Genomic DNA, 26,420 nt, shown 5'->3' with positions numbered 1-26,420 from the left:
GCAGGCGTGCGTGGAGGAACCACGCAGTGTTCGAATGGGATGATCGGATCACGCCGACGATCGAACTCGACGGGAAGTCCCAGCGCACCCTCCTGAGCACGCCACGAAGCCCCGCGCAGCTGCGCAAGGCGATTCGAGAGGGTGGACGGGGGCGGCTCGGTTCTTCCGGAGAGCTCACCCGGCTCCGTGTCACACCCTGGGGCAGGACACACGAGCCTCTCGGCTCGAACGGATCGGGTTGTTCACATCGGCGGAAACCCACGACCCTGTGAGCGGTGAAACGAACTCAAGTAGCCTCTCACGGAGGTACGCCCGAATCAAGAGTCCAGGATGGGATGAGGCTGTGATGACCGACGAGAATCGGCCCCCGACCGGCCGGAACGCCGTCGCGCGGCCGCCCGGACTGCTGGTGCTGATCGCGGTGCTGGCACTCGAGACGGTGGGCGTCGCGGCCGTCGCGGCCTGGCTGCTGATCGAGCTGGTGACCACCACGGCCGACACTCCCGGCGGCGGTGTCGCCATCGTCGTCCTCGCCGTGATCGCCCTCTGCTGGGCCGCCGCGACGACACTCGGAGCCGTCCGCCGGCGCAGCTGGATGCGCGGCTCAGCCCTGACGATGCAGCTGGTGCAGATGGCCGTCGCGCTCGGGGCGTTCCAGGGGCAGTACGCCGTGCCCGACGTCGGCTGGGCGCTGCTCGGGCCGGCGCTGGTCGCCGTCGTCGCGATCTTCCTCCCGAGCGTCGTCGCCGCGACCCGCCGCGATCCCGCAGGCGGGTAGCCACCGCCCCCGTCCGGTGCGAGGCTGAGGGGCCCCCTCCCCGATGCGAAAGCGACGCCTCCCATGGACTACACCCGACTCGGCTCCAGCGGCCTGCAGGTCTCCTCGATCATCCTCGGCTGCATGAGCTACGGAGCGCCCGATCGCGGGGCCCACGCCTGGAGCATGGGCGAGGAGGAGTCGCGGCCGTTCCTCCGCCGGGCCCTCGAGCTCGGCATCACCACGTTCGACACCGCCGACGTCTACTCGGACGGCACGAGCGAGGAGTTCGTCGGTCGCGCGCTGGCCGACTTCGCCGTCCGCGAGGAGGTCGTGATCGCGACCAAGGTGCACGGCACGATGCGCCAGGGCCCGAACGGCGGCGGACTCTCGCGCCGCCACATCCTGAGCGCGATCGACGACAGCCTGCGCCGCCTCGGCACCGACTACGTCGACCTCTACCAGATCCACCGCTGGGATCCCGAGACGCCGATCGAGGAGACGATGGAGACGCTCCACGACATCGTCCGCTCGGGCAAGGCGCGCTACATCGGCGCGTCGAGCATGTGGGCGTGGCAGTTCGCGAAGGCGCAGTACACGGCCGACCTCGGCGGCTGGACGCGCTTCGTCTCGATGCAGGACCAGTACAGCCTGATCCAGCGCGAGGACGAGCGGGAGCTGCACCCGTTCTGCCTCGACCAGGGCATCGGAGTGATCCCGTGGTCGCCGCTCGCCCGCGGACGCCTCACCCGCGACTGGGACGAGACGACCTCGCGCACCGAGACCGACCTCTACGGCAAGACGCTCTACCACCAGCAGGAGGAGGGCGACCGCCGGACAGCCGCCACCGTCGCCCGGATCGCGGGGGAGCGGGGCGTCCCGCGCGCGCAGGTCGCGCTCGCCTGGGTGCGCCAGCAGCCGGTGGTGACGGCGCCGATCGTCGGCGCGACGAAGATGCAGCACCTCGAGGACGCGGTGGCGTCGGTCGAGCTGGAGCTGACCGTCGAAGAGCTCGGCGCGCTCGGCGCCGACTACGCGCCGCGCTTCAACGAGGGCTTCTGACGCCGCTTCGGCTCGCGGAAAAAGGTTCGGCTCGCGAGAATCCGCGATTCCTGCGAGCCGAACGTGATTCCGCGAGCCGGAGGCCTTCTCCGGGGGAGGTCGGTCGACCCGGGCGGGTCAGACGAGCTTGAGCTTCTTGCGCAGCGCCTGCACGTGGCCGGTCGCGCGGACGCCGTACTGCGCGAACTCGAGGACGCCGTCGGCACCGACGACGAAGGTCGAGCGGAGCACGCCGACCACGGTCTTGCCGTACATGCTCTTCTCGCCCCAGACGGCCCAGGCCAGGTGCACGGCCTTGTCGGGATCGCTCAGCAGCGGGTAGGCGATGCCCTGAGCGTCCGCCCAGCGGCGCAGCGCCTCCGGGGTGTCGCGCGAGACGCCGAGCACCTCGTAGCCGGAGTCGCGCAGCGAGGACGCGTTGTCGCGGAAGTCGCACGCCTCGGTGGTGCACCCGGGGGTGTCGGCCTCGGGGTAGAAGAAGACGATCACGCGTCGCCCGCGGTAGTCCGACAGCGAGACGCTGCGGCCGTCCTGGTCGAGGAGGGTGAACTCCGGGGCGACGTCGCCGGCGGCGAGGCGCTGGTCGGCGGGGATCGGGGAGAGGGCGGGGTCGGTCATCGTCTGCTTCCGTCGGTGGGTGCGAAGGTGGTCAGGAGGCGCTGGAGGGAGTCGAGGCGCTCGGGTCCCGTCGGGCCGAGTCGCCCCTCCCCGACCGCCTCGATGATGGCGCAGTCGGGGGAGTCGGGGAGGTGCGTGCAGCCGCGCGGGCAGTCCTCGGCGAGCTCGGCGAGAGCGGTGAAGGCTCCGAGGATGTTGTCGACGTTCACGTGCCCGAGTCCGAACGAGCGGACGCCGGGGGTGTCGATCACCCAGCCGTGCCGGTCGCCGCGCTCGACTCGCAGCGAGACGGTGGAGGAGGAGGTGTGGCGTCCGCGGCCCGTCACGGTGTTGACGCGGCCGATCGCGCGGTGCGCGTCGGGCACGAGCTTGTTCACGAGCGTCGACTTGCCGACTCCGGAGTGGCCGACGACGACCGTCTCGTGGCCGAGCAGCGCCTCGGCGATCTCGTCGACGGGCGGCTCGTCCTGGCTCGAGAGGAAGACGCGCAGGTCGAGGCCCTCGAAGTTGCGGAGGAACGGGCCGGGGTCGGCGAGGTCGGTCTTCGTGATGCAGAGCATCGGGGTGATCCCGGCGTCGAACGCGGCCACCAGGTAGCGGTCGACGAGACGCGTGCGCGGCTCGGGGTCGGCGGCGGCCACCACGCAGAGCATCTGGTCGGCGTTGGCCACGATCACCCGCTCGATCGCGTCGGTGTCGTCGGCGCTGCGCCGGAGGAGCGTCGAGCGCTCGCGGATCCGCACGATCCGGGCGAGGGTGCCCTCGTCTCCCGTCGAGTCGCCGACCACGTCGACGCGGTCGCCGGCGACGATCGCCTGGCGACGCAGCTCACGGGCGCGGGCGGCGGTGAACTCGTGCTCCTCCGGGGTGCCGTCGCCGATCATGACCGTGTAGCGGCCTCGGTCGACGCCGAGCACCATCGCGATCTCGGCGTCCTCGTAGGCGGGGCGCTGCTTCGTTCGCGGCTTCGTGCCCTTGGGGTTCGGCCGCACCTTCGCGTCCGACTCGTCGTAGCCGTCGAAGTCGTCGAGTGCTCCGTCGGCGTCGAGGCCGCTGTCCGTCCACCACGACACGGCTCAGACCGATCCCGCCGGTGCCGACGACGCCAGGGCCGACCACAGCTGCGGGAACTGCGGCAGGGTCTTCGACGTCGTCGCGATGTCCTCGATCTCGACGCCCGGCACGACGAGGCCGAGCAGGGCGCCCGCGTGCGCCATCCGGTGATCGGAGTAGGTCCTCCAGCGACCGCCGTGCAGGGCGGCCGGCTCGATGCGCAGGCCGTCCTGGAACTCGGTGACCGCGCCTCCGAGGCCGTTGATCTCGGCGGCCAGAGCGGCGAGCCGGTCGGTCTCGTGGTGGCGGATGTGGCCGATGCCGGTGAGGGTGCTCGGGCCGGAGGCGAGCGCGGCGAGTGCCGCCAGGGCGGGGGCGAGCTCGCCGCCCTCGGAGAGATCGAGGTCGACGCCGAGGATCTCGTCGCCGCCGGTGACGACGAGGTCGCCGCCGTCGCGCTCGACCGTCGCGCCGAAGAGGGGGAGGATGCGCTCGAGGTGCGCGCCGACCTGGGTGGTCTCGGCCGGCCAGTGGCGCAGGCGCACGCGGCCGCCGGTGGCGAGGGCGGCGGCGAGGAACGGAGCGGCGTTCGAGAGGTCGGGCTCGATCAGGGTGTCGGCTCCGGCGATCGGCTGCGGATCGACGGTCCACTCGCCGGGCGACGGCGTGCCGACGACGACTCCGCGTGCCGCGAGCGCGGCGATGGTCATCTCGATGTGCGGCTGGCTCGGCAGGTGCTCGCCCTCGTGGCGGAGGCGGAGGCCCTCGTCGAAGCGAGCTCCGGCGAGCAGCAGGGCCGAGACGAACTGGCTCGAGCGGGAGGCGTCGATGACGATGTCGCCGCCCCGGACGGATCCCGAGCCGTGCACCGTGAAGGGGAGCGAGCCGCGGCCGTCGTCGGCCACGTCGACGCCGAGCGAGCGGAGCGACGTGATCGTCGCGCCCATCGGGCGCTTGTACGCGTAGGCGTCACCGTCGAAGGTGGTCGGGCCGAGGGCGAGGCCCGCGAGCGGGGGCACGAAGCGCATGACCGTGCCGGCGAGGCCGCAGTCGATCGTGGTGGAGCCGAGCAGCTCCTCGGCCGGCTCGACGACGAGGTCGGCGCCGAACGCGCCGCTGGCTCCCGACTCCCGGATCGTCGTGCCGAGGGAGCGCAGCGCCTCGATCATCAGAGCGCTGTCGCGCGAGTGGAGGGGAGCGCGCAGCGTCGACGGCCCCGTCGCCAGGGCGGCCAGGACGAGCTCCCGGTTCGTCAGCGACTTGGAGCCGGGCAGCTCGACGACCGCGTCCAGGGCACCGGAGGCGGCGGGCGAGGACCAGTCGTCCTCACCGGGGAGCGCTCGGGCGTCGCCGTACGGATCGAACTCGGGGGCGGAATAACGCGAGAAGACCATCGGTTATCAGAGTAGTCGGCAGGCACACGGTCAGCGGCGACGGGAGAGGGGTGGCGCATGGTCTCGACGACGATCGCACGCCCCCTCGTCACCCGACGCGTGCGCGCCGGGGCAACCCCGGGCCGCACGGCACCCCGCGGCCTAGAATCGCTCGTGATGACACGCGACGACTCCCCCCGCCCCCTCACCGCCGACGAGGCGCCCGCACCGGCCGAGCCCACGGTGCCGCAGACGTCCGCGGCCGAGCCCTCAGCGGCCCAGCCGTCGACGGCGGAGACCGAGCAGACGATCGAGGCGACCGTCGAGGAGTCCCTCGGCGACCTCGCACCCGAGGCGCCGGTCGACGTCCGCTCACTGTTCGAGGAGCAGGCGCTGCCGTTCATCGACCAGCTGTACGCCGCGGGTCTGCGGATGACGAAGAACCCCTCCGACGCCCAGGACCTGGTGCAGGAGACGTTCGCGAAGGCGTTCGGCGCCTTCAAGCAGTTCGAGCAGGGCACGAACCTCAAGGCGTGGCTCTACCGCATCCTCACCAACACCTTCATCAACTCGTACCGCAAGAAGCAGCGCGAGCCCTACCAGAGCGCGATCGACGAGCTCGAGGACTGGCAGCTCGGCGGCGCGGAGTCGACCACCGCGACCTCGAGCCGCTCGGCCGAGGCGGAGGCGATCGACCACCTCCCCGACACCGCCGTCAAGGAGGCCCTGCAGGCGATCCCCGAGGACTTCCGGCTCGCCGTCTACTTCGCGGACGTCGAGGGATTCTCCTACCAGGAGATCGCGGACATCATGAAGACCCCCGTCGGGACCGTGATGAGCCGGCTGCACCGCGGTCGGCGCATGCTGCGCGAACGACTGACCGACTACGCACGCGAGCGCGGGATCCGCGCCGCTTTCACCTCCGGGAGCACGAAATGACCGACTGCGGCTGCACCAAGGCGAAGGCCGAACTCGAGGAGTACCTGCACGACGAGCTCGGCAAGGAGGACGCCGCCGACATCCGCGAGCACATGGCGAACTGCCCCGACTGCTCCGGTGAGGCGAAGGTCGGCGTCGTGCTGACCGTCGCCGTGCAGCGCGCGTGCAAGGAGACGGCGCCGGAGGATCTCCGCGCCCAGGTGCTCGGCATGCTCCGCGACTCGCAGGCGACCCACACGCAGGTCCAGGCGCGCGTCTAGCGCTCGCCACCGCATCGAGGGAACCCCGGTCCGTCGAGACGGCCTGCAGCAGCAGGCTCCCTCGACGCACCGGGGTTCCCTCGTCTTACGAGGCATCCGGCGCCACCTCCGGCCCGCAGGAACACGTTCGGCTCGTCAGAACCCGGAGGTCTGACGAGCCGAACGACGTCTCACGAGCCGGAGGTCACCGGGTGAGCGCCCGCGACAGCAGGTCGGCCTGCTCGGAGGCGTGGCGCTTGGCCGAGCCGGCGGCCGGCGAGGCCGCGGACGGCCGCGACACCACGCGGATCGGACGCCCGAGGTGCGGAGCGACCTCGAGCGCGATGAACGGCCACGCGCCCTGGTTCTCGGGCTCGTCCTGCACCCAGACGAACTCGGCGTCGGGGTAGCGCTCGGCGATGCCGCGCAGCTCCTCGAGCGGAGCGGGGTAGTACTGCTCGAGGCGGACGAGCGCGATGCCGTCGTCGGGCTTCTTCTCGAGCTCGGCCTTCAGGTCGTAGTGCACCTTGCCGGCGTGCAGCAGCACGCGCTTCACCGCCGACGCGTCCTGGATGCGCGCGTCGTCGATCACGGGCTCGAAGCGCCCCGAGGTGAAGTCCTCGACGGGGCTCGACGCTCCGCGCAGCCGCAGCATCGCCTTCGGGGTGAAGACGATCAGCGGGCGGCGCGGACGCGAGTACGCCTGGCGGCGCAGCAGGTGGAAGTACGACGCCGGGGTCGACGGACGCGCGACGGTCATGTTCCGCTCGGCGCACATCTGCAGGTAGCGCTCGATGCGGGCCGACGAGTGGTCGGGACCCTGACCCTCGTAGCCGTGCGGGAGCAGCAGGACGAGCGACGAGCGCTGGCCCCACTTCTGCTCGGCCGAGGAGATGAACTCGTCGATGACGATCTGCGCGCCGTTCGCGAAGTCGCCGAACTGCGCCTCCCACAGCACGAGGGAGTCGGGGCGCTCGACGGAGTAGCCGTACTCGAACGCCATCGCGGCGTACTCCGAGAGCAGCGAGTCGTAGATCCAGAGCCGGGCCTGCTGGTCCGACAGGTTCATCAGCGGCAGCCACTCCTGGCCGTTCTCGCGGTCGTGCAGCACCGCGTGGCGCTGGACGAAGGTGCCCCGGCGGGTGTCCTGGCCGACCAGGCGCACCGGAGTGTCCTCGAGCAGCAGCGAGCCGAGCGCCAGCAGCTCGCCGAACGCCCAGTCGATCGAGCCGGAGCGGCTCATCTCCTGGCGCTTGGTCAGCAGCTGCTGCAGCTTCGGGTGCACGGTGAAGCCCTCGGGCGGCGAGTTGAACGCGTCGCCGATGCGGGTGACGACCTCGTTCTTCACTCCGGTCACCTCGGGCTCGCCCGGGTAGTCCTCGCCCTGCTGCGCGTCGGGCAGCTCGAGGTCGGCCACGGAGTCGCCGTCGGCGCTGATCACGGGGATCGCGCCGGTCTGCGCCGCGTGGGTCTCGGCGAAGGCCCGCTCGAGGCGGTCCTGGAAGTCCTGGTGCGCCCGGTCGTACTCCTCCTCGGTGATGTCGCCGCGACCGACGAGCGCTTCGGTGTAGAGCTTGCGCACCGAGCGCTTGGCCTCGATCAGGCTGTACATCAGGGGCTGGGTCATCGAGGGGTCGTCGCCCTCGTTGTGACCGCGGCGGCGGTAGCAGATCAGGTCGATGACCACGTCGCGGTTGAACCGCTGGCGGTACTCGAACGCGAGCTGCCCGACGTGCACGACGGCCTCGGGGTCGTCGCCGTTCACGTGGAAGATCGGCGCCTGGATCGTCTTGGCCATGTCGGTCGAGTAGATCGAGGTGCGGGCCTCGTGAGGCGGGGTCGTGAATCCGACCTGGTTGTTGATGTTGATGTGGATCGTGCCGCCGGTGCGGTAGGCGCGCAGCTGCGACATCTGCAGCGTCTCGACGACCACGCCCTGGCCGGCCATCGCCGCGTCGCCGTGGACGAGGATCGGGAGCGTGGTGAAGGTGCCGATGGGCTTGCGGTCCTGCTTGGCGCGGACGATGCCCTCCAGCACGCCGTTCACGGCCTCGAGGTGGGAGGGGTTGGCCGCGAGGTACACGGGGATCTCCTCACCGCCGGCACCGCGGAAGGTGCCCTCGGTCCCGAGGTGGTACTTCACGTCACCGGAGCCCTGGACCGTCTTGGGGTCCTGGGTCCCCTCGAACTCGCGGAAGATCTGGCCGTAGGTCTTGCCGGCGATGTTCGTGAGCACGTTGAGGCGGCCGCGGTGGGCCATGCCGATCGCGACCTCGTCGAGTCCGTCGTCGGCGGCGCCCTGCAGCACGGCGTCGAGGAGCGCGATCAGCGACTCCCCGCCCTCGAGCGAGAAGCGCTTCTGACCGACGTACTTGGTCTGCAGGAAGGTCTCGAACGCCTCGGCCTCGTTGAGTCGGCCGAGGATCCGCAGCTGCTCGTCGTGGCCCGGCTTCTCGTAGCCGCGCTCGAGCTTCTGCTGCATCCAGGCGCGCTGCTCCGGGTCCTGGATGTGCATGTACTCGACGCCGACGGTGCGGCAGTAGGAGTCGCGGAGGATGCCGAGGATGTCGCGCAGCTTGAGCTGGCGCGCCCCGCCGAAGCCGTCGGTGACGAACTCGCGGTCGAGGTCCCAGAAGGTGAGGCCGTGGCTCTCGATCGCCAGGTCGGGGTGCGAGCGCTGCACGTACTCGAGCGGGTCGACGTCGGCCATCAGGTGGCCGCGCACGCGGAAGGAGTTGATGAGCTCCTGCACGCGCGAGGTCTTCGAGACGCGCTCGGCCAGGTCGACGGCGATGTCGGTCGACCAGTGGATCGGGTCGTAGGGGATGCGCAGCGCGGCGAAGATGTCCTCGTAGAAGCCGCGCTTGCCGATCAGCAGCTCGTGCACGATCTTGAGGAACTCGCCCGAGCCGGCGCCCTGGATGACGCGGTGGTCGTAGGTCGAGGTCAGCGTGATGGTCTTGCCTATGCCGAGCTCGACGAGGGTCTTCTCGGACGAGCCCTGGAACTCGGCCGGGTACTCGAGGGCGCCGGCGCCGATGATGCAGCCCTGGCCCTTCATCAGGCGGGGCACGGAGTGGACGGTGCCGATGCCTCCGGGGTTGGTGAGCGAGAGCGTGGTGCCCGCGAAGTCGCCGGCGACCAGCTTGTTGCCGCGGGCGCGCTTGACCAGGTCCTCGTAGGCGGAGAGGTAGGCGGTGAAGCTCAGGGTGTCGGCGCGCTTGATGCTCGGCACGAGCAGCGCGCGGGTGCCGTCGGGCTTGGGCATGTCGATGGCGATGCCGAGGTTGACGTGCGCCGGGGCGACGACCGAGGGCTTGCCGCCGGGCTCGTCGTAGTAGACGTTCTGGCTCGGGAAGTCCTTGAGCGCGCGGATCAGCGCCCAGCCGATCAGGTGGGTGAACGACACCTTGCCGCCGCGGGTGCGGCGCAGGTGGTTGTTGATCACGATGCGGTTGTCGATCATCAGCTTGGCCGGGATCGTGCGGACGCTCGTCGCCGTCGGGATGCTCAGGCTGGCGTCCATGTTGGTGGCGAGGCTCTTCGCCATCCCGCGCAGCGGCGAGACGACGTCCTCCTCGGCCGGGGTCGTGTCGGCCTCGGCGGGCTTGCTCACGGGCGCGTCCGCAGGGATGGGCGCGGACTTGGGCTGCTTCGAGGTGGTGCGCGAGGGCGGAGTCGCAGCGGCGGAGGTGACGGGATGGGTCACCGTGGCGCCCGCGCTGCTCGAGGCGCTCTCGGCCGGCTTCTCCGCGGGGGCGGGCTTCTCCGCAGCCGCCGGGGGAGTCGCTGCGCCCTTGGCGGCGAGCTGCTGGCCGTATCGCTCCAGGATCGGCCACCAGGACTCGTCCACGGAGGCCTTGTCGGCGCTGTACTGCTCGTACAGCTCCTCCACGAGCCACTCGTTGGCTCCGAAGTCCTCCGAGCCCTGGTCCGTACCCACACCGGTCAATTGGCTCGACACAGCCGATCGCCCACTCTCTCCGTTGATTCGTTCGTGCATGGTCTCGCTCCGGCGCTGACGCCTCGGCGGTCATCCGGACGGGCCCGCCGCATCCCTCGACGCACGGATCCCGGCGGAGAGAAGGTCGTCCTCGTCCGCTGGACCGGCGCCTCCGCCCGGTCCCGTCCCGGTCGTCAAGCCTAGCCCGGATCCCGGCTGCGGCGGCCTCGCGCGCGGGTCGGAGTAGCGTCTGTGGCATGCGCTTCTACGGCGGGACGCCCTCGGGCGACCTCACCTACTCCGACGTCTTCCTCGTTCCCGGACGGTCCTCGGTCACCAGCAGGCTCGACGTCTCGCTGGCCCCCGGAGACGGCACGGGCGCCACGATCCCGCTCGTCTCCTCGAACATGAACTCGGTGACCGGCCCGAGGCTCGCCGCGACGCTCGCCCGCCGGGGCGGCCTCGGCGTCCTGCCGCAGGACATGCCGTTGCAGGCGCTCGACGCCGCGATCCGCTGGGTGAAGGAGCAGCCGGTCGCCTTCTCGGGGGCGCTGACCGCGACTCCGGACACCACGGTGGAGGAGGCGCTCACGATCCTGCCCGCCGTCGCCGGCCACGGCTTCGTGATCCAGGAGCAGGACGGCACGATCCTCGGCACCGTCCCCGCCGCCCGCCTCGGCACGGCGCTGCCCGATGCCCGCCTCGGCGACCTCGTGCACGGGGCGGCACCCGCGATCGACGCCGACGACGTGCCGACCGGCCGCGCCGCTTTCGACCTGATGACGGCGGCCGACCTCGACTTCGCCCCGGTCCTGCACCACGGAGCGCTCGTCGGCACGCTCTCGCGCACCGGCGCCCTGCGCTCCACCCTCTACGACCCCGCGCTCGACGCGCACGGCCGCCTCCGGGTCGCCGCCGCGGTCGGCATCAACGGCGACGTGGCCGCCAAGGCCGGGGCGCTCGTGGAGGCCGGAGTCGACGTGCTCGTCCTCGACACGGCGCACGGCCACCAGGAGGGGATGCTCCGCGCCCTGCGCACGGTCTCGGCGCTGGAGCTCGGCGTGCCGATCGCCGCCGGCAACGTCGTCACGGCCGAGGCGGTGCACGACCTCGTCGAGGCCGGCGCCGACATCCTCAAGGTGGGAGTCGGACCCGGCGCGATGTGCACGACCCGCATGATGACGGCCGTCGGCCGGCCGCAGTTCTCGGCGGTGCTCGAGACGGCCGAGCGCGCTCGCGAGCTCGGGGCGCACGTCTGGGCCGACGGCGGGGTGCGCTACCCGCGCGATGTGGCGCTCGCGCTCGCGGCGGGCGCCTCATCGGTGATGATCGGCTCCTGGTTCGCCGGGACCATCGAGGCGCCGGGCGACCTGCGCAGCGACGCGGCGGGCCGGCTCTACAAGGAGAGCTGGGGGATGGCGTCGGCCAAGGCCGTCCAGGAGCGCTTCGAGCGCCTCGACGCCTACGAGCTCGCCCGCAAGCGCCTCTTCGCCGAGGGAATCTCGTCGTCGACCATCTACCTCGACCCGCTGCGTCCCTCGCTCGAGGACCTGCTCGACATGATCACCTCGGGGGTCCGCTCCTCCTTCACCTACGCGGGAGCGCGCAGCGTCGCCGACTTCCACGACCGCGCCCTGGTGGGCCTCCAGTCGGCGGCGGGTTACGAGGAGGGCAAGGCGCTGCCGGTCAGCTGGTGACCGGCCGCCGCGTGCTAGAACCGTCCGCATGACCATCGTCGACAACGCCGTGTACGTCGGCGGCCGCCGCATCCGCAACCCGGATTCGCTCGAGGACACTTTCGAGCTGATGCGCGAGGAGCACGGGATGGCGTGGATCGGGCTCTACCGCCCGACCCGCGAGGAGGTCGAAGCGGTCGCCGAGGAGTTCGGGCTGCACCCGCTCGCGGTCGAGGACGCGCTGAGCGGGCACCAGCGGGCCAAGCTCGAGCGCTACGACGACGGGCTCTTCGTGGTGCTGAGGCCTGCCCGCTACGTCGACACGGCAGAGACGGTCGTCTTCGGCGAGCTGCACGTGTTCGTCGGTCCGGACTTCGTCGTGACGATCCGGCACGCCGACTCGCCCGACCTCGCCCGGGTGCGCCGGCGCCTCGAGGAGGACCCCGCCCTCCTCGCCCGCGGGCCGGAGGCGGTGCTGTACGCGATCCTCGACCAGGTCGTGGACGAGTACGCGCCCGTCGTGCAGGGCGTGCAGGGCGACGTCGACGAGATCGAGGACCAGCTGTTCGGGGTCGACTCCGACGACGGACTGTCCGAGCGCATCTACCGGCTCTCGCGCGAGGTCATCCACTTCCAGCGGTCGGTGCAGCCGCTGACCGCGCTGTTGCACCTGCTGGCCGACGACGCGACGGCGGCGGCGGCGAGTCCCGAGCGCGTCGAGCTCCACCGCTCGCTCCGCGACGTGCTCGATCACACGATCCGGGTGACGGAGGCGGTGGACGCCCTCCGCGCGATCCTCGACAAGGCCCTCACCGTGCACTCCACGCTGGTCTCGCGCCGCCAGACCGAGACGGGGCTCGCGCAGAACGACGTCGTGCGGAAGATCTCGTCGTGGGCGGCGATCCTCTTCGCACCGACCCTGGTCGCCGGCATCTACGGGATGAACTTCGACGTCATGCCCGAGCTGCACTGGCAGCTCGGCTACCCCTGGGCCATCGGGCTGATGCTCGTCTTCGGCTTCGCGCTCTACGCCGTCTTCAAGCGCAAGAAATGGCTTTGATCCGGCTCCGACCACGCCGCCCCGGCCGGTAGACTCGACGCCACAATGGACGACCCCCCTTCTGCCCATCCGCCCTCGGACCGGCTCGTCCGGTACCTCTCGACCCCCCTCCTCGTGACGGGGGGTGGCCCCCGTGGGCAGTGAGTGGATCCTGCTCGGCGTCGGACTCCTCCTGACGCTCGGCACCGGCGTGTTCGTCGCGAGCGAGTTCGCGCTCGTCAACCTCGACCGGGCCGACCTCGAGGCCCGCCGAGACCGCGGCGAGACCCGACTCGGCATGACGATCGCCGCGCTCAAGGTGACGTCCACCCACCTCTCGAGCGCGCAGCTCGGCATCACGCTGACGACCCTCCTCACCGGCTACACGATGGAGCCGGCGCTCTCGACCCTCCTCGAGCAGCCGTTCAGCGGACTGGGCCTGCCGGAGGACGTGCTGGACCCGGTCATGACCGTCGTCGCGATCGTCATCGCGACCCTGCTGTCGATGATCCTCGGCGAGCTCGTCCCCAAGAACTTCGCGCTGGCGCTGCCGCGCGCCACGGCGAAGCTCGTCGTGCCGCTGCAGACCGCTTTCACCACCGTCTTCCGCCCCGCGGTCGCGCTGCTGAACGGCAGCGCCAACGCCCTGCTGCGCCTCGTCGGCATCGAGCCGAAGGAGGAGCTCTCGGGCGCCCGCAGCGCCGAGGAGCTCTCGAGCCTCGTCCGCCACTCCGCGAGCGCCGGGCTGCTCGAGGAGGACACGGCCGACCTGCTCGGGCGCACCCTCCGCTTCTCGGCCCTCTCCGCCGGCGACGTGATGACCCCGCGCCTGCGGCTCTCGACGCTCGAGCGCGCGAGCACCGCGCAGGACGTCCTCGACCTCGCCCGCACGACCGGGCTCTCGCGCTTCCCGATCACCGACGACGACATCGACGACATCCTCGGCGTCGTGCACGTCAAGCAGGCCGTCGCCGTGCCCCGCGGCAAGCGCTCCGACGTGCCGGTCACGGCGCTGCGCTCGGAGCCCCTCCGCGTGCCCGAGACGATGAAGCTCGACGTGCTGCTCACCGAGCTCCGCGGCCGCGGGTTCCAGCTGGCCGTCGTGGTCGACGAGTACGGCGGGACCGCGGGGGTCGCGACCCTCGAGGACCTGGTCGAGGAGCTCGTGGGCGAGGTCGCCGACGAGCACGACCGCTCGCGCGCCGACGTCGTGAAGCTGCCGGGGTCGACGACCTTCCCGGGCATGCTCCGGCCCGACGAGGTCCGCGACCGCGCCGGCGTGCACATCCCGGAGGAGGGACCGTACGAGACGGTCGCCGGCTTCGTGATGAGCGAGCTCGGCCGCCTCCCCGCCGTGGGAGACGAGGTCGACGTCGACGGCGGATCGCTCCGCGTCGAACGCCTCGACGGACGGCGCATCGACCGGATCCGCTACACCCCCGACCCCGACGCAGGGACGGACGAGATCCCGGACCCCCTGGCCGACGCCGGACGCCCGCACCGAGCACGCAAGGAGGTCGACCATGAGTGACTGGGCAGGAATCGCCTGGCTCGTGGTGCTGCTCGCCGCGAACGCCTTCTTCGTCGGAGCGGAGTTCGCGGTCATCTCCGCGCGCCGCTCCCAGATCGAGCCCCTCGCCGAGAGCGGCCGCCGCAGCGCCATCACCGCCCTCGCCGCGATGGAGCACGCCACCCTGATGCTGGCGACCACCCAGCTCGGCATCACCGTCTGCTCCCTGCTGATCCTCAACGTCAGCGAGCCCGCGATCCACCACCTCCTCGAGGTGCCGCTGCACGCCGTCGGCATCCCCGACGAGTTCTCGGGGACCGTGGCCTTCGTGATCACGCTGCTGATCGTGTCGTTCCTGCACGTCGTCCTCGGCGAGATGGTGCCCAAGAACATCTCGTTCTCGATGCCCGACAAGGCGGTCCTGCTCCTCGCGCCCCCGCTCGTCGCCATCGCCCGGGTGCTCCGCCCGATCATCGTCGCGCTGAACGCGATCTCGAACGGCGTGCTGCGGCTCTTCCGCGTCGAGCCGAAGGACGAGGCGAACAGCACCTTCACGCTGGAGGAGGTGCAGACGATCGTCGACCAGTCGACCCGCGAGGGGACCCTCCGCGACTCGACCGGCACGCTCCTCGCCGCGTTCGAGTTCACCGAGAAGAAGGTGCACGACGTGGCCCTGCCGCTCGACGGCATCGTCAGCCTCCCCGCAGGAGCCAGCCCCGCCGACGTCGAGCGCGCCGTCGCCAAGCACGGCTTCTCGCGCTACGTCGTCCTCGGCGAGGACGGGCTGCCCGAGGGGTACATCCACCTCAAGGACGTCCTCGACCTCGACGGCGACACGGAGGGACCCAAGTTCCGCCTCCCGATCCCCACCAAGCGGATCCGCCAGCTCGCCTCGATCTTCGAGGCCACCGACCTCGAGGACGCCCTCGCGATCATGCGCCGCACCGGCGCCCACCTCGCCCGCGCCTTCGACGAGAAGGGCCAGGCCACGGGAGTGCTGTTCCTGGAGGACATCATCGAGGAGCTCGTCGGCGAAGTGGACGACGCCACCCGCCGCTGACGCGGGCCGCGGAGGGGTCATCTGCGGCGTTGCCGTCGGTCGCGGTACCGCCGGTATCGCTCCCTCCTCCGCCTTGCAGCTGACCCCTCCGCGGCCCGCGTCCACCTCCGAAGGAAGAGGGGGAGCGGGCGGCGCTGCGCGCGCCCAGCGGAGGTTCGTCCAGCGGCGGAGCCGTTCCTCGTCTCAGGGGTGAGGGGGAAGGCGGCGCCGCCGGTCGCCCTCCCCATGCTGGTCGAGCCCGCAGCCCCGCGGGGGCGTCTCTCCCTGCTGGTCGAGTAGCCCCGCAGGGGCGTATCGAGACCCACCAGCGTCAGCAGAACAGTCTTCAGCCCTGCCCTACTGACGGACGTGGATCTCGATACGCCCGCTGCGCGGGCTACTCGATCAGCGGGAGGGGGGGAGAGAACCGCGGGGGCGGGCTCGAGCGGCGAGCGGTGGCGAGCGGAGGGGCGGACCTAGGCTGGCGGGATGAGCGGGTTCGAGCGGTTCGGGGTGGGGGAGGCGGCGGCGGTGCTGCGCGCGCCGACGGCGGACGACGACAAGTACAGCCGGGGGGTGCTCGGGGTCACGACCGGGTCGGAGCGGTATCCGGGGGCGGCGGTGCTCGGGGTGGAGGCGGCGGTCCGCACGGGGGTCGGGATGGTGCGGTACCTCGGGGACGAGCGGCCGACGGGGCTCGTGCTCGCGCGGAGACCCGAGGTCGTCACGTCGGCCGGGCGGGTGCAGGCGTGGCTGATCGGGTCGGGCACCGATGCGGCCGACCGCTCGGAGGACGAGCGCGGTGCGCTGCTCGAGCGGCTGCGGTCGGGGGTGCCGGTGGTGCTCGACGCCGGCGCCCTCGATCTGGTCGGCGAGGCGACCGGGCCCGTGATCGTGACTCCGCACGCCGGCGAGCTCAGCGGCATGCTGGCGCGGGACGGGGTCGACGTCGACCGGCGCGCGGTCACGGCCGACGCGGCCGGCTGGGCGAGGCGCGCGGCCGAGCGGTTCGGCGCCTGCGTGCTCCTCAAGGGCTCGACGACCCACGTCGTCGCCGGGGCCGCGGCGCACGCGGTGAGCGGATCCACTCCGTGGCTCGCCACCGCGGGCAGCGGCGACGTGCTCGGGGGAGTGCTGGGCGCCCTGCTCGCGGGACGCGCGGCCGACGCCGAGCGCGACGGGCGCACCCTGGCCGACGACGATCTCGCCGGGGTCGCCGCCGCCTCGGCCGTGCTGCACGCCGAGGCGGGAGCGTCGGCCTCGCGCGGCGGCCCGATCGCCGCCCTCGACATCGCGGAGCACCTCCCGGGCGTCGTCGCCCGCCTCCTGGGCTGATGACCGACCGCGGACGGGAGCGGCCCCGGACGAGCGTCGCCCTCGGATGAGCTGAGAACACGGACAGGCACTGAACCGTTCTCGAGACGCCCCCGTTGTCAGAGGGAGAAGAGGCTCCGTGCGACTCCGCCCCCATCGGAACCGCACTGCCGCCTCATCGGAATCTCGAAGCTCCCCTCCGTAGCGTCGCCAGCGACAGGCGCGTCCGCCCCCCTCACCCCAGGAGAACAGACATGACCGCGAAGACCACGACCCCCGCCCGCTACGCCCTCACCCTCCTGGCCGGAGCCGGCACTCTCGCCGCGCTCGCCGCCTGCTCGAGCACCGCCACCGCCGGCACCGACACCGCGGAGGAGACCACCACCCCCGCCGCCACGACCGAGTCGACCGCTGCGGCGACCGACGATTCCACCGCCGCGGCGACGGGCGACAGCGCCTACGCCGACGGCACCTACGACGCCGAGGGCTCTTACACCTCGCCCGGCGGAAACGAGTCGGTCGGCGTCTCGATCACCCTCGAGGGCGGCGTCGTCACCGCCGTGACCGTCACCCCCGAGTCCGAGAACCCGACCGGCGAGCAGTACCAGGAGCGCTTCGCCAGCGGCATCTCGGGCGAGGTCGTGGGCAAGTCCCTCGACGAGCTGGACGTGACGAAGGTGTCGGGATCCTCCCTCACCTCCGGCGGCTTCAACGAGGCCGTCGAGACGATCAAGGCCGATGCCGCGGCCTGACGCTCTCGCGCACGAGTGGCGCTTCGACGCCATCGGCACCTCGTGGCAGATCGACACCGATGCGCCGCTCGACGAGCCCGCCCGCGCCCGGGTCGCCGCCCGGATCGAGGCGTACGACCGCACCTGGTCGCGCTTCCGCGACGACTCGGCGGCCTCCGCCCTGCGCGCACGACCGGGCGAGCACCTCTTCCCGGCCGAGGCCGAGGCGCTCTTCGGCCTGTACGACGAGCTCTTCGCGCTGAGCGGAGGGGCCGTCACGCCGTTCGTCGGTGACGCCCTCGAGCAGCTCGGCTACGACTCCGTCTACTCGCTCGTCTCGCGCGGACCGGCCGAGCCCGCCCCCTCGTGGGGCGAGGCGCGGGTCGCGGGCGGCGTCGGCGTGCGGACCACGACCGGCGTCGTCCTCGACGTGGGAGCGGCCGGCAAGGGCCAGCTCGTCGATCTCGTGCTCGCCGAGCTCGAATCGGCGGGAGTCGACCGGGCCGTCGTCGACGCGAGCGGCGACCTGCGGGCCCGCGGCGCCGGTGCGCTCCGCATCGGTCTCGAGCACCCGTACGACCCCGCCCGGGCGATCGGAGTGGCGGAGCCGGCCGAGCGCGCACTGTGCGCCTCCGCCAGCAACCGCCGCGTCTGGGGCGAGGGCCTGCACCACGTGCTCGACGGCCGCACCGGGCGACCGGTCGACACCGTCGTGGCGACGTGGGTCGTCGCCGACACCGCGCTGCTCGCCGACGGCCTGGCCACCGCCCTCTTCGTCTGCCCGCCCGAGACTCTCGCCGAGCGCTTCGACTTCGAGTTCGTCCGCGTCCTGAGCGACGGCACCCTCCACTACTCGCCCCGCTTCCCCGGAGAGGTCTTCCGATGATCGGCACCCTCGATCGCGCCCTCGGCCGCATCACCATGTACCGCCTGGTCTGGATGACGCTCGCCGCGCTCCTCCTGATCGCCCTCGGCTACTCCGCTGCCGGGCTGATCTTCTTCACCCCGCTCGAGATCCTCGCGACGGCGGTGGTCGCCGTCGTGTCGACCACCGGGGTCACCTGGCTCATCGCGACGGCGGTGCGCTCGCCCGCGCACCTCGAGTCCTCGCTGGTCACCGGGCTCCTCATCGCGTTCCTCCTCTTCCCGTCGGCCGAACCGCGCGCGCTGCTCGTGGTCGCGCTGGTGGGGGCGGTGGCCGCGGCATCGAAGTACGTGCTCGCGTGGCGCGGCCGCCACCTCTTCAACCCGGCCGCGGTCGCCGTCCTGCTGATCGCGCTCGCCCAGGGCCTGCTCGAGGGGACGGCCCTCGACGGCTCGCTCACCGCGGCCGCCTGGGTGCTGCCGACCGGCGCGCTCTGGCCGTGGGTGCTCGTCGCCTCCCTGCTGATCGTGGCGCGGGTGCGGCGGTGGTCGATCTTCCTCGTCTTCGTCCTGGTCGCCTCCGCCGTCTCGGTCGGGCAGTCGGTGCTCGTCAACGGCCAGGACGCCGGCGCCGCCCTGATGTCGGTGCTGACGGCCTACCCGTTCGTGTTCGCCGGCGCCTTCATGCTCACCGAGCCGCTGACACTCGCGCCGCGCCGCTCGCAGCAGATCGTGGTCGCGGTGGTCGCGGCGCTGCTCACCAGCGTCCCCTTCCATCTCGGGCTGCTCTACTCGAGCCCCGAGCTGGGTCTCGTGGTCGGCAACGCGATCGCCTTCGCCTTCGCGTACCGGCAGCGGAGGCGGCTCTCGCTCGAGCTGCGCTCCTCGAGCGAGATCGCCCCCGGCATCACGGAGTACCGCTTCCGTCCCCGGGTCCCCGTTCCGTTCGAGGCGGGCCAGTGGCTCGAGCTCGACCTGCCGCACCGTGCCGACAGCCGCGGGAGCCGCCGGACGTTCTCGATCGCCTCCGCTCCCGCCGACGGCGAGATCGCGATCGCGACCCGCAGCCCTGAGAAGCCGAGCAGCTTCAAGCGGGCTCTCGCCGGCCTCGAGCCCGGCGCCTCGGTGCGCGCCACGAGTGTCGGCGGCGACTTCGTGCTCCCGGCCGACCCCTCGACTCCGCTGCTCCTCGTCGCGGGCGGCATCGGCATCACGCCGTTCGCGAGCCAGTTGCGAGCGATCGCCGACGGCCAGGAGCGGGACGTGGTCGTCGTCTACGCGGCCGCGCGGATCGAGGACGTCGCGTACCGCGAGCTGCTCCGGGAGTCGGGCGCCCGCGTGGTCCTCGTGTCGCGCGAGACGCCGTCGTCGCTGCCGGAGGGCTGGACCCACGTGCCCGGCCGGTTGAGCGCCGAGAAGCTCGCCGACGCCGTCCCGGACGCCCCGCGGCGCACCGGTCTCGTCTCCGGATCGCCGTCGTTCGTCGACTCCGTCCGCGGTGCGCTGCGCGCTGCCGGGGCGAAGAGCGTCCGCACCGACGCCTTCGCCGGCTACTGAGGCTCTCAGGGAGGCGCGGCTCCTGCCAGGACCACGCCTTCCTGCCCCTCTACACTGACGCCGTGTCGACCCCAGGAACCCGAGCGCCCCGCCGCCCCGTCGCGTGGCTGCGCGAGAACCGCGACTCCGCCTCCGTGCTGTGGGGCGGCTTCGCCCTGGTGCACGTGCTGCTGTCGCTCCTGGCCCTCTTCGCGCCGGGCCTGCCGATGGGCGACGTCAGCATCGTCTACAAGCAGTGGATGCAGACCGCGGTCGACGGCGGCGCCATCGCCGGCATCGACACCGGCTGGGTCTACCCGATCCTCGCCTGGGCGCCCATCGCCGCCTCCTGGCTGTTCGGCGCCGCCGGCTACGACCTGATGTGGCTGCTGCTCGTGGCCGTCGTCGATGCCGCGGCGTTCGCGCTGCTGCTGCGCGGCGGCAATCCGGTGCGGCTCGCCGCGGCCCGCTGGTGGCTCCTCTTCCTCGTCCTGCTCGGGCCGATCGCGGTAGGGCGGATCGACGCGTTCACCGTTCCGCCCGCCATCGCCGGGATGCTCTGGGCCGGCACCCGTCCGGCCGCGTCCGCTCTGCTGCTCACGATCGCGACGTGGATCAAGGTGTGGCCGGCGGCGATCCTCGCGGCCGCCGTGCTCGTGCTCCGAGGTCGCCTGAAAACCGTGCTGGTTCCCGTCGCGACCTCGGTCGTCATCGTGCTCGCCGTCGTCCTCGTCGGCGGAGGCGACCAGGTCTTCAGCTTCGTCGGCGACCAGACCACGCGGGGGCTCCAGATCGAGGCCGTCGTCAGCACGCCGTGGATGTGGGCGGCGTCGCTCGGCCCCGACGGCGGCAGCAGCTACGTCTGGTACGCCGCCGACATCAACACGTTCGAGATGCACGGGCCCGGCACCGAGATCGCCGCGGCGGTGATGACTCCGCTGCTCGCTCTCACGATGCTCGGGGTCGCGCTGCTGGGACTGCGCGCCCTGCGCGCCGGCGCCGCGCCGACCCGGCTGTTCCCCCTGCTCGCGCTGACCTTCGTCGTCGTCTTCATCGACACGAACAAGGTGCTCTCGCCCCAGTACATCGTCTGGCTGGCGCCGCCCGTCATCGCCGCTCTCGTGGTGACCCGGGACGGATGGTTCGCGACGCCGGCGAAGCTGACCCTGGTGATCGCCGCGCTGACGCAGCTCGTCTATCCGTACCTCTACCTCTTCCTCCTCTGGGAGCACTGGTGGATGGTGCTCGTGCTGACCGCCCGCAACGTCGTGCTCCTCGTGCTGCTCGGATGGCTCGTCCGCGAGCTGTGGCGGGCGGGGCGGGTGCAGGCCGACGGTCTCGACGCCTCCGCGAGTGCGCGGATCGGCGCGTCGCCCGTGACGGCCTCGTAGGCTCCTCGGAGCGGTCGAGACGCGGCCGCGGCAGGGAGTCCCTCATGCTCGTCGCATTCTCGGTCGCACCGTCCGGCGGCGAGGGCCCCGACGCCTCCGTGCACGACGCCGTCGCGGCCGCCGTCCGCATCGTCCGCGAGTCCGGCCTGCCGAACCGCACGACCTCGATGTTCACCGAGATCGAGGGGGAGTGGGACGAGGTCTTCGACGTCGTCAAGCGGGCGACGGAGGCGGTGGGCGCCTTCGGGACGCGAGTCTCGCTGGTGCTCAAGGCCGACATCCGCCCCGGCTACTCGGGCGAGATCGACGCCAAGATCGAGCGGCTCGGTCGCGCGCTCGACGAGTGAGCCCTCCCGGGGGCGCGGTTCTCGAATCGTTTCGATTCCGCTCCGGTTCTCTGTACCCTTGACCGGTGACACTCTCTCCGGCCCGCACGCGCCTCGCCCTCCTCGCCCTCGCGATGGGAGGCTTCGGGATCGGCTCGACCGAGTTCGTCGCCATGGGACTCCTCCCGCAGCTCGCGGCCGACCTGCTCCCCGACGTCTACGCTGCGAGCTCGGAGCAGGCGAACTCGCAGGCCGGACTCCTGATCTCGGCCTACGCCCTCGGCGTGGTGGTCGGCGCACCCACCATCGCGGCCGCCGCCGCCCGCTGGCCGCGCAAGCGCCTCCTCCTCAGCCTGCTGGTGGCCTTCACGCTGGGGACGATCGCCTCGGCGCTGCTGCCGACCTTCCCGCTGGTGCTCCTGGCCCGCTTCGTCGCGGCGCTGCCGCACGGCGCGTACTTCGGCATCGCCTCCCTCGTCGCGGCCGACCTGATGGGGCCGGGCAAGCGCGGCAAGGGCGTCGCCTTCGTGCTCTCGGGCCTGACGATCGCGAATGTCGTCGGCGTGCCCGCCATCACCTGGGTCGGCCAGAACGCCGGCTGGCGCAGCGCCTACCTGGTCGTGGCCGCCATCTTCGCCGCGACCGTCGTCGCGGTCTGGCTGCTCGTGCCGTTCCAGGCGGGCGACCCGGGCGCGACGATGCGCAACGAGCTCAAGGCGTTCGGTCGACTGCAGGTCTGGATGACCTTGGCGATCGGCGCCATCGGCTTCGGCGGACTCTTCGCGATGTACAGCTACATCACTCCGCTCTCGACCGAGGTGACCGGGCTGCCGCTCGGCGTCGTGCCCTGGGTGCTGGTCGTGATCGGCCTGGGCATGACGGTCGGCAACCTCGTGGGCGGCTGGGCGGCCGACAAGAACGTCACGCGGGCGCTGATGGTGCTGTTCGCGGGTGTCGGAGTGTCACTGGTGGGCCTCGCCCTGACCGCGACGAGTCCCGCGGGCCTGCTCGTCTTCACGTTCCTCGCGGCCGGGTTCTCGGCCGGCGCCTCCCCGGCGATCCAGACCCGGCTGATGGACGTCGCGCGCGACAGCCAGACCATCGCCGCGGCCCTGAACCACTCGGCGCTCAACATCGGCAACTCGGTCGGCGCGGCCCTCGGAGGCGTCACCATCGCCGCCGGCCTCGGCTACGTCTCGCCCATCTGGGTCGGCGTCGTGCTCACCGCCGCCGGCATCCTCCTCGCCTTCGCGAGCCTCGCCGTCGACCGCGCTCGCGGCACCGTCTACCCCGCCCCGCGCGAGCCCTCCGCCCCCGGCACGAACGGCATCCCGATCAACGCCCTCTGACCCACCCGCCTCGGAGCCGGCCGGTGAGGGAACCCCGGCCAGCCGAGACCGCCCTTGGGAGCCGGCTCCCTCGACGGGCCGGGGTTCCCTCGCTGTCGGGCGAGGTGCAGACTTCGCCCGAATGCGGGCGCCCCAGCGGAGGAGCGAAGCCTCACCTGTCGACGCTGGTGGGTCTCGATACGCCCCTGCGGGGCTACTCGACCAGCATGCATGCGGTCATGCGGGTGAGCGGGCGTGCGGACGGGCGGACGTGCGTGCGTGCGTGCGTGCGCCTCTCGCCCGTCTCGGGGCGGAGCCACGCAAGCTCAGCAGGCCGAATCAGATGACGGATCTGTTGACGCTGGTGGGTCTCGATACGCCCCTGCGGGGCTACTCGACCAGCATGCACGCGGACGAGCGGGCGCAAGCCTCGCGCGCACATCAAGGTGGAGCCGTTCGGAAATCCGCGTGCCAGCGGATTTCCGCAGGCGTCGTCAGACGCTCTGCGGATCGCAACCACCTGGAGGAGCCGACCGCGGCACGGCGGGCGGGGACCGCCGTGCAGAACGGCTCAGTCCGTCTCGATCAGGATCCCGTCGTGGATGGCGCGCTTGCGCAGGGCGACCTTCGTGCCGACGTCGATGCCGACGACGCGGTACTTCTCGCGGATGCGCTTGAGGTACGACTTCGCCGTCTCCTCCGAGATGCCGAGTTCGAAGGCCACCGACTTGACCGGTTCGCCGCCTCCGTAGAGCGCCATCACCCGGCGCTCCTGCGCGCTGAGCTTCGGGGCGCCGTCGGAGTCGCCGGTCGACAGGGCCATGTCGAGCTCGTGCGAGATGTACGAGTGGCCGTCCTTCGCCGCGCGGATCGCCTCGACGATCATGTCGGCGTCCTCCGTCTTGACGAGGTAGCCGAGTGCTCCGGAGGCGAGCGCCTCACGCACGACGGCCGGCTCGGAGTAGGTGCTCATCAGCACGGTCTTGACGCCGGTCGTCTTGAGAGTCGAGAGCTTCACCGAGATCGGGATGTTGTCCTTGAGGTCGAGGTCGAGCAGGACGACGTCGACGGGGAACTCCGGGTGGGTGAGCAGCTCGGGCCAGGAGGCGACCGCGGCGACCAGCTGGATGTCGGACGCGGCGCCGCGGATCCACTCGGTGAGGGCGCCGAGGAGCATCTTGTGATCGTCGACCACCGCGAGGGTGATCTTCGGTTCGGCGGTGTTGGTCATCGGGGTCCTTCGGCTCTGCGGGCGATTCGCGGATGCTGATCAGCGGTCGGCGGGGTTCTCGACCAGACAATCGATCTCGACCACGAGCTCTCCGTCGTGGGAAGCCTCGCGGAAGGTGCCGACCTGTGCGATAGCTTCCCATGTCGCAGGGTCCACTTCGCGCAGTGGCACGCCTTCGGAGCGGAGAACGAGCGGCACGAGCAGGGTCCGCGGGGGTGCGTCGGGGCCGGGATCGCGCGGGGGGCTCGCCTCGACGTGCAGGGGAGAGGTGGATCCGTCGACGATCAGCCAGATCGCCGACAGCAGCCCGTCGCGCTGCTCGTGGCCGAGGAGTCCGGCGGCGCCGTCGGGGTCGTGCAGGTCGACGAGGGGCGCGAGCAGCTCCGACTCGAGGATCGCGTGGTGCAGCCACGTCTCCCGCCGACCCTCGATCAGGTGGAGGCGCAGCTGCGTCGCGAGGGAGGCGGCGAGCGCGGCGCGGTGCGCGTCGAGCGGCAGCGGGGTGCTGCCGTCGCCGACCTCGGCGAGCAGGCGCTCGGCGGCGAGGTCGAGGCGCGCGAGCTCCTCGGAGGCGAGCATCCCGACCGCGTAGCGCGGCCCGAGCGTGGTGCTCTGCACCAGGGCCCGGTCGATCTCGAGCTGCACCATCCGGCGGAATCCGCGCATCATCACGACCACCACGACGGCCGGCGCGATCGTGACGACGAGCGCGCTGACCCGCACCGAGAACGACGTGGGATCACCGGCCGACATCGCCCCGAAGGTCACCAGCTCGGCCACGGCGACGACGAGTGCCAGGGCGAGGATCTCGACGCTCCGGCGGTGGACGATCATCGCCGCGTGCGACACCGCGGCGGCGACCGCGGCCGTCGGCGCGACCGCGGCGCTGCCCGGCTCGACGACGGCGATCAGGTCGAGCACGACCGTGCCCGCGAGGCCGAGGAGGAAGGCGGTGTACGCCATGGTGAGCAGCCGGTCGCCCGAGGAGCGGATGGTGATGACGACGGCGGCGAACGACGCCGCGAGCAGGAACCAGGCGGCCAGGACCAGTCCCGGTCGCGCGTAGGAGTCCATCGTGGTGAAGAAGACGAGGAACTCGTAGGCCATCAGCGCCGCGGCGATGCCGTTCAGCCCGCTGCCGAGGTAGCTGGTGCCGAGCCCCTCCTGCTGGCCCTTCGCCGATCGGGCGGCGCGCGACGGCCGACCCCGCCAGGCTCCGGTTCCGCGCAGCAGCGGAGCGATCTCGTCCGCGCCGTCCCTCACTTGGGCACCTCGAGCACGACCGTGGTGCCCGAGCCCGGCGAGCTGAAGAGCCGGGTGCTGCCGCCGACATCGGCGAGCCGGGCCACGACCGACTCCTTGAAGCCCAGCTTCGTCGAGGGCACGGTCCCGATGTCGAAGCCCACTCCCGCATCGGTGACCATCGCGCGCACGGTCCGCTGGTCCTCCGTGATGGTCACGTCGGCGCTGTTCACACCGGAGTGACGTCGCACGTTCTCGAGGCACTCGGCGAGCGCGAGCACGAACGAGTCGAGGGCGGCCCCCGTCAGCACGACCTGGCCCGAGCCGTGCCAGATCACGTCGAGCCCCATCCGGCCGAAGCGGCTCTTGACGTTCTCGAAGGAGTCGGCGGCCGGCGCGCTGGTGACACTGGTGAGCTGGTACGAGCCCGACACGCTCGGAGTCGGGGTGCCGCCGAGGCGCAGCTGCCGCAGGAGCTGCGCGTCCTCGGCGGCCTGCTGTCGGAGGGCCTCCACCGAGACACCGCGGCCGGAGTGGGCGAGCAGCGTGAGTGTGGCGAGCACCGTGTCGTGGAGCAGGCGCGCGCCTTGGCGGCGCTGCGCCTCCGTCTCGCTGGCCTGGCGCTCGACCCGGTGGGCGTTGCCGATGCTGTCGATGCGGCGCACGACGCGGGGCACCGCGGTGCTGATCCAGAGCGCGAACCCACTGAGCACGCCCCAGGGCAGCAGGCTCTGGACGATCACGGCCAGGACCATCGCGTCTGCGCGCACCAGCACCGTGAAGAAGATGCTGGGCAGCATGACGGGGAGCAGGAGGGCGACGCGTCGGAGCGAGGTCGTGACGGCGACCGCGATGCTCGACGTGATCGCGTTGGCCGTGCTGACCAGCACGAAGCCGGCGAAGGCGTTGCTCTGGGTGAGGTCGACGGCGAGCCCGGCGCTCAGGAGCAGCCCGCCCAGACCGGTCAGGACCACCCAGAGCCGCCCGCCGGTGCGGCCGAGGCCGATGTGGGCGACGGCGAGACCGGCCAGCATGGCGACCGCGAAGGGCACCGCGTGCTCGTGCAGGGTGCCGGGGACGAGGACCATCGACAGGGCGGCGGCGTCCGTGAGCAGTCCGATCCCGCAGGCGGACTGGCGCAGGAGCCGATCGCGCTCGCGTGCACTGCGCTTCAACGGCACGGTCGCTCCTCCTCACGTCGAGGTCCCG

22 protein-coding genes are annotated in these 26,420 nt (G+C 71.9%); 15 read left to right on the top strand and 7 right to left on the bottom strand.

What is annotated here, in order from left to right:
- Positions 1-346 precede the first annotated feature (346 nt).
- Entirely contained in the window at positions 347-778 is a 432-nt protein-coding gene (locus GRS96_RS14825) for a hypothetical protein (protein WP_159988845.1), read from the top strand.
- A 63-nt stretch (positions 779-841) separates the two neighbouring features.
- Positions 842-1,819, top strand: a complete 978-nt coding sequence (locus GRS96_RS14820) for an aldo/keto reductase (RefSeq protein ID WP_159988844.1) — start codon at positions 842-844, stop codon at positions 1,817-1,819.
- Between the two features lie 117 nt (positions 1,820-1,936).
- Here the strand turns inward: GRS96_RS14820 and bcp are convergent, their stop codons facing one another.
- The 3 genes from bcp to aroA are packed head-to-tail and all read right to left on the bottom strand — an operon-like array spanning position 1,937 to position 4,884.
- Positions 1,937-2,437, bottom strand: coding sequence for a thioredoxin-dependent thiol peroxidase (bcp, locus tag GRS96_RS14815; protein ID WP_159988843.1), 501 nt, complete (start codon positions 2,435-2,437; stop codon positions 1,937-1,939).
- Complete coding sequence (rsgA, locus tag GRS96_RS14810) at positions 2,434-3,510, bottom strand: ribosome small subunit-dependent GTPase A (RefSeq protein ID WP_159856580.1); 1,077 nt, start codon at positions 3,508-3,510, stop codon at positions 2,434-2,436. Before rsgA ends, bcp begins: the two co-directional genes overlap by 4 nt.
- A gap of 3 nt (positions 3,511-3,513) precedes the next feature.
- Complete coding sequence (gene aroA, locus GRS96_RS14805; RefSeq protein ID WP_159856578.1) at positions 3,514-4,884, bottom strand: 3-phosphoshikimate 1-carboxyvinyltransferase; 1,371 nt, start codon at positions 4,882-4,884, stop codon at positions 3,514-3,516.
- A 156-nt stretch (positions 4,885-5,040) separates the two neighbouring features.
- Here aroA and GRS96_RS14800 point away from each other — a divergent pair, with 156 nt between their 5' ends.
- Together GRS96_RS14800 and GRS96_RS14795 are read left to right on the top strand one after the other, a co-directional pair.
- Positions 5,041-5,802: a sigma-70 family RNA polymerase sigma factor gene (locus GRS96_RS14800; RefSeq protein WP_235021982.1), complete on the top strand. Its 762-nt coding sequence runs from the start codon at positions 5,041-5,043 to the stop codon at positions 5,800-5,802.
- Positions 5,799-6,062 carry a zf-HC2 domain-containing protein gene (locus GRS96_RS14795; RefSeq protein WP_159856576.1) on the top strand — a complete coding sequence of 88 codons (264 nt, stop codon included), beginning with the start codon at positions 5,799-5,801 and terminating at the stop codon, positions 6,060-6,062. Before GRS96_RS14800 ends, GRS96_RS14795 begins: the two co-directional genes overlap by 4 nt.
- A gap of 184 nt (positions 6,063-6,246) precedes the next feature.
- On the opposite strand, the gene GRS96_RS14790 is transcribed toward GRS96_RS14795, so the two are convergent.
- Positions 6,247-10,005 carry a multifunctional oxoglutarate decarboxylase/oxoglutarate dehydrogenase thiamine pyrophosphate-binding subunit/dihydrolipoyllysine-residue succinyltransferase subunit gene (locus GRS96_RS14790; protein WP_204162095.1) on the bottom strand — a complete coding sequence of 1,253 codons (3,759 nt, stop codon included), beginning with the start codon at positions 10,003-10,005 and terminating at the stop codon, positions 6,247-6,249.
- 236 nt (positions 10,006-10,241) lie between these two features.
- On the opposite strand from GRS96_RS14790, the gene GRS96_RS14785 reads away from it, so the two are divergent.
- The 11 genes from GRS96_RS14785 to GRS96_RS14735 all read left to right on the top strand — a co-directional run bounded on the left by GRS96_RS14785 (position 10,242) and on the right by GRS96_RS14735 (position 22,759).
- Positions 10,242-11,681 (top strand): GuaB1 family IMP dehydrogenase-related protein, encoded by a 1,440-nt coding sequence (locus GRS96_RS14785; protein WP_159988841.1) that lies wholly within the window; start codon positions 10,242-10,244, stop codon positions 11,679-11,681.
- A 28-nt stretch (positions 11,682-11,709) separates the two neighbouring features.
- Entirely contained in the window at positions 11,710-12,720 is a 1,011-nt protein-coding gene (corA, locus tag GRS96_RS14780) for a magnesium/cobalt transporter CorA (RefSeq protein WP_159988840.1), read from the top strand.
- 133 nt (positions 12,721-12,853) lie between these two features.
- Positions 12,854-14,230: a hemolysin family protein gene (locus GRS96_RS14775; RefSeq protein ID WP_442966624.1), complete on the top strand. Its 1,377-nt coding sequence runs from the start codon at positions 12,854-12,856 to the stop codon at positions 14,228-14,230.
- Entirely contained in the window at positions 14,223-15,269 is a 1,047-nt protein-coding gene (locus GRS96_RS14770) for a hemolysin family protein (protein ID WP_159856568.1), read from the top strand. The genes GRS96_RS14775 and GRS96_RS14770 overlap by 8 nt, the downstream gene beginning before the upstream one ends.
- Positions 15,270-15,737: 468 nt before the next feature.
- On the top strand, positions 15,738-16,583 hold the full coding sequence (locus tag GRS96_RS14765) for an ADP-dependent NAD(P)H-hydrate dehydratase (protein WP_159856557.1): 846 nt from the start codon (positions 15,738-15,740) through the stop codon (positions 16,581-16,583).
- A gap of 233 nt (positions 16,584-16,816) precedes the next feature.
- On the top strand, positions 16,817-17,314 hold the full coding sequence (locus GRS96_RS14760; RefSeq protein WP_159856555.1) for an FMN-binding protein: 498 nt from the start codon (positions 16,817-16,819) through the stop codon (positions 17,312-17,314).
- Complete coding sequence (locus GRS96_RS14755; protein ID WP_159856553.1) at positions 17,301-18,179, top strand: FAD:protein FMN transferase; 879 nt, start codon at positions 17,301-17,303, stop codon at positions 18,177-18,179. Before GRS96_RS14760 ends, GRS96_RS14755 begins: the two co-directional genes overlap by 14 nt.
- Positions 18,176-19,714 (top strand): RnfABCDGE type electron transport complex subunit D, encoded by a 1,539-nt coding sequence (locus GRS96_RS14750; protein WP_159856551.1) that lies wholly within the window; start codon positions 18,176-18,178, stop codon positions 19,712-19,714. The genes GRS96_RS14755 and GRS96_RS14750 overlap by 4 nt, the downstream gene beginning before the upstream one ends.
- 62 nt (positions 19,715-19,776) lie before the next feature.
- On the top strand, positions 19,777-21,084 hold the full coding sequence (locus GRS96_RS14745; protein ID WP_159988839.1) for a glycosyltransferase 87 family protein: 1,308 nt from the start codon (positions 19,777-19,779) through the stop codon (positions 21,082-21,084).
- Positions 21,085-21,128: 44 nt separating this feature from the next.
- Positions 21,129-21,431 (top strand): thiamine-binding protein, encoded by a 303-nt coding sequence (locus GRS96_RS14740; protein ID WP_159856547.1) that lies wholly within the window; start codon positions 21,129-21,131, stop codon positions 21,429-21,431.
- Positions 21,432-21,544: 113 nt separating this feature from the next.
- On the top strand, positions 21,545-22,759 hold the full coding sequence (locus tag GRS96_RS14735) for an MFS transporter (RefSeq protein WP_159856958.1): 1,215 nt from the start codon (positions 21,545-21,547) through the stop codon (positions 22,757-22,759).
- Between the two features lie 550 nt (positions 22,760-23,309).
- On the opposite strand, the gene GRS96_RS14730 is transcribed toward GRS96_RS14735, so the two are convergent.
- The 3 genes from GRS96_RS14730 to GRS96_RS14720 are packed head-to-tail and all read right to left on the bottom strand — an operon-like array spanning position 23,310 to position 26,392.
- On the bottom strand, positions 23,310-23,969 hold the full coding sequence (locus GRS96_RS14730) for a response regulator (RefSeq protein ID WP_159856545.1): 660 nt from the start codon (positions 23,967-23,969) through the stop codon (positions 23,310-23,312).
- A 39-nt stretch (positions 23,970-24,008) separates the two neighbouring features.
- Complete coding sequence (locus tag GRS96_RS14725) at positions 24,009-25,232, bottom strand: hypothetical protein (RefSeq protein WP_159988838.1); 1,224 nt, start codon at positions 25,230-25,232, stop codon at positions 24,009-24,011.
- Positions 25,229-26,392: a sensor histidine kinase gene (locus GRS96_RS14720; protein ID WP_235021979.1), complete on the bottom strand. Its 1,164-nt coding sequence runs from the start codon at positions 26,390-26,392 to the stop codon at positions 25,229-25,231. Before GRS96_RS14720 ends, GRS96_RS14725 begins: the two co-directional genes overlap by 4 nt.
- Positions 26,393-26,420 lie beyond the last annotated feature (28 nt).

This window comes from Rathayibacter sp. VKM Ac-2803, from assembly GCF_009807175.1.
Taxonomy (GTDB): Bacteria; Actinomycetota; Actinomycetes; order Actinomycetales; family Microbacteriaceae; genus Rathayibacter.
The sequence above is the reverse complement of the archived record's forward strand: the minus strand, read 5'-3'. Positions and strand labels throughout refer to the sequence as shown.

What these genes read in the sequence shown, in the direction of transcription:
- GRS96_RS14785 (WP_159988841.1), top strand. Translation starts at nt 10,242, where the DNA reads ATGCGCTTCTACGGCGGGACGCCCTCGGGCGACCTCACCTACTCCGAC.
- GRS96_RS14795 (WP_159856576.1), top strand. Translation starts at nt 5,799, where the DNA reads ATGACCGACTGCGGCTGCACCAAGGCGAAGGCCGAACTCGAGGAGTAC.
- GRS96_RS14750 (WP_159856551.1), top strand. Translation starts at nt 18,176, where the DNA reads ATGATCGGCACCCTCGATCGCGCCCTCGGCCGCATCACCATGTACCGC.
- GRS96_RS14825 (WP_159988845.1), top strand. Translation starts at nt 347, where the DNA reads ATGACCGACGAGAATCGGCCCCCGACCGGCCGGAACGCCGTCGCGCGG.
- bcp (WP_159988843.1), bottom strand. Translation starts at nt 2,437, where the DNA reads ATGACCGACCCCGCCCTCTCCCCGATCCCCGCCGACCAGCGCCTCGCC.
- GRS96_RS14730 (WP_159856545.1), bottom strand. Translation starts at nt 23,969, where the DNA reads ATGACCAACACCGCCGAACCGAAGATCACCCTCGCGGTGGTCGACGAT.
- GRS96_RS14760 (WP_159856555.1), top strand. Translation starts at nt 16,817, where the DNA reads ATGACCGCGAAGACCACGACCCCCGCCCGCTACGCCCTCACCCTCCTG.
- GRS96_RS14740 (WP_159856547.1), top strand. Translation starts at nt 21,129, where the DNA reads ATGCTCGTCGCATTCTCGGTCGCACCGTCCGGCGGCGAGGGCCCCGAC.
- corA (WP_159988840.1), top strand. Translation starts at nt 11,710, where the DNA reads ATGACCATCGTCGACAACGCCGTGTACGTCGGCGGCCGCCGCATCCGC.
- GRS96_RS14765 (WP_159856557.1), top strand. Translation starts at nt 15,738, where the DNA reads ATGAGCGGGTTCGAGCGGTTCGGGGTGGGGGAGGCGGCGGCGGTGCTG.
- aroA (WP_159856578.1), bottom strand. Translation starts at nt 4,884, where the DNA reads ATGGTCTTCTCGCGTTATTCCGCCCCCGAGTTCGATCCGTACGGCGAC.
- GRS96_RS14770 (WP_159856568.1), top strand. Translation starts at nt 14,223, where the DNA reads ATGAGTGACTGGGCAGGAATCGCCTGGCTCGTGGTGCTGCTCGCCGCG.
- GRS96_RS14735 (WP_159856958.1), top strand. Translation starts at nt 21,545, where the DNA reads ATGGGAGGCTTCGGGATCGGCTCGACCGAGTTCGTCGCCATGGGACTC.
- GRS96_RS14755 (WP_159856553.1), top strand. Translation starts at nt 17,301, where the DNA reads ATGCCGCGGCCTGACGCTCTCGCGCACGAGTGGCGCTTCGACGCCATC.
- GRS96_RS14820 (WP_159988844.1), top strand. Translation starts at nt 842, where the DNA reads ATGGACTACACCCGACTCGGCTCCAGCGGCCTGCAGGTCTCCTCGATC.
- GRS96_RS14800 (WP_235021982.1), top strand. Translation starts at nt 5,041, where the DNA reads ATGACACGCGACGACTCCCCCCGCCCCCTCACCGCCGACGAGGCGCCC.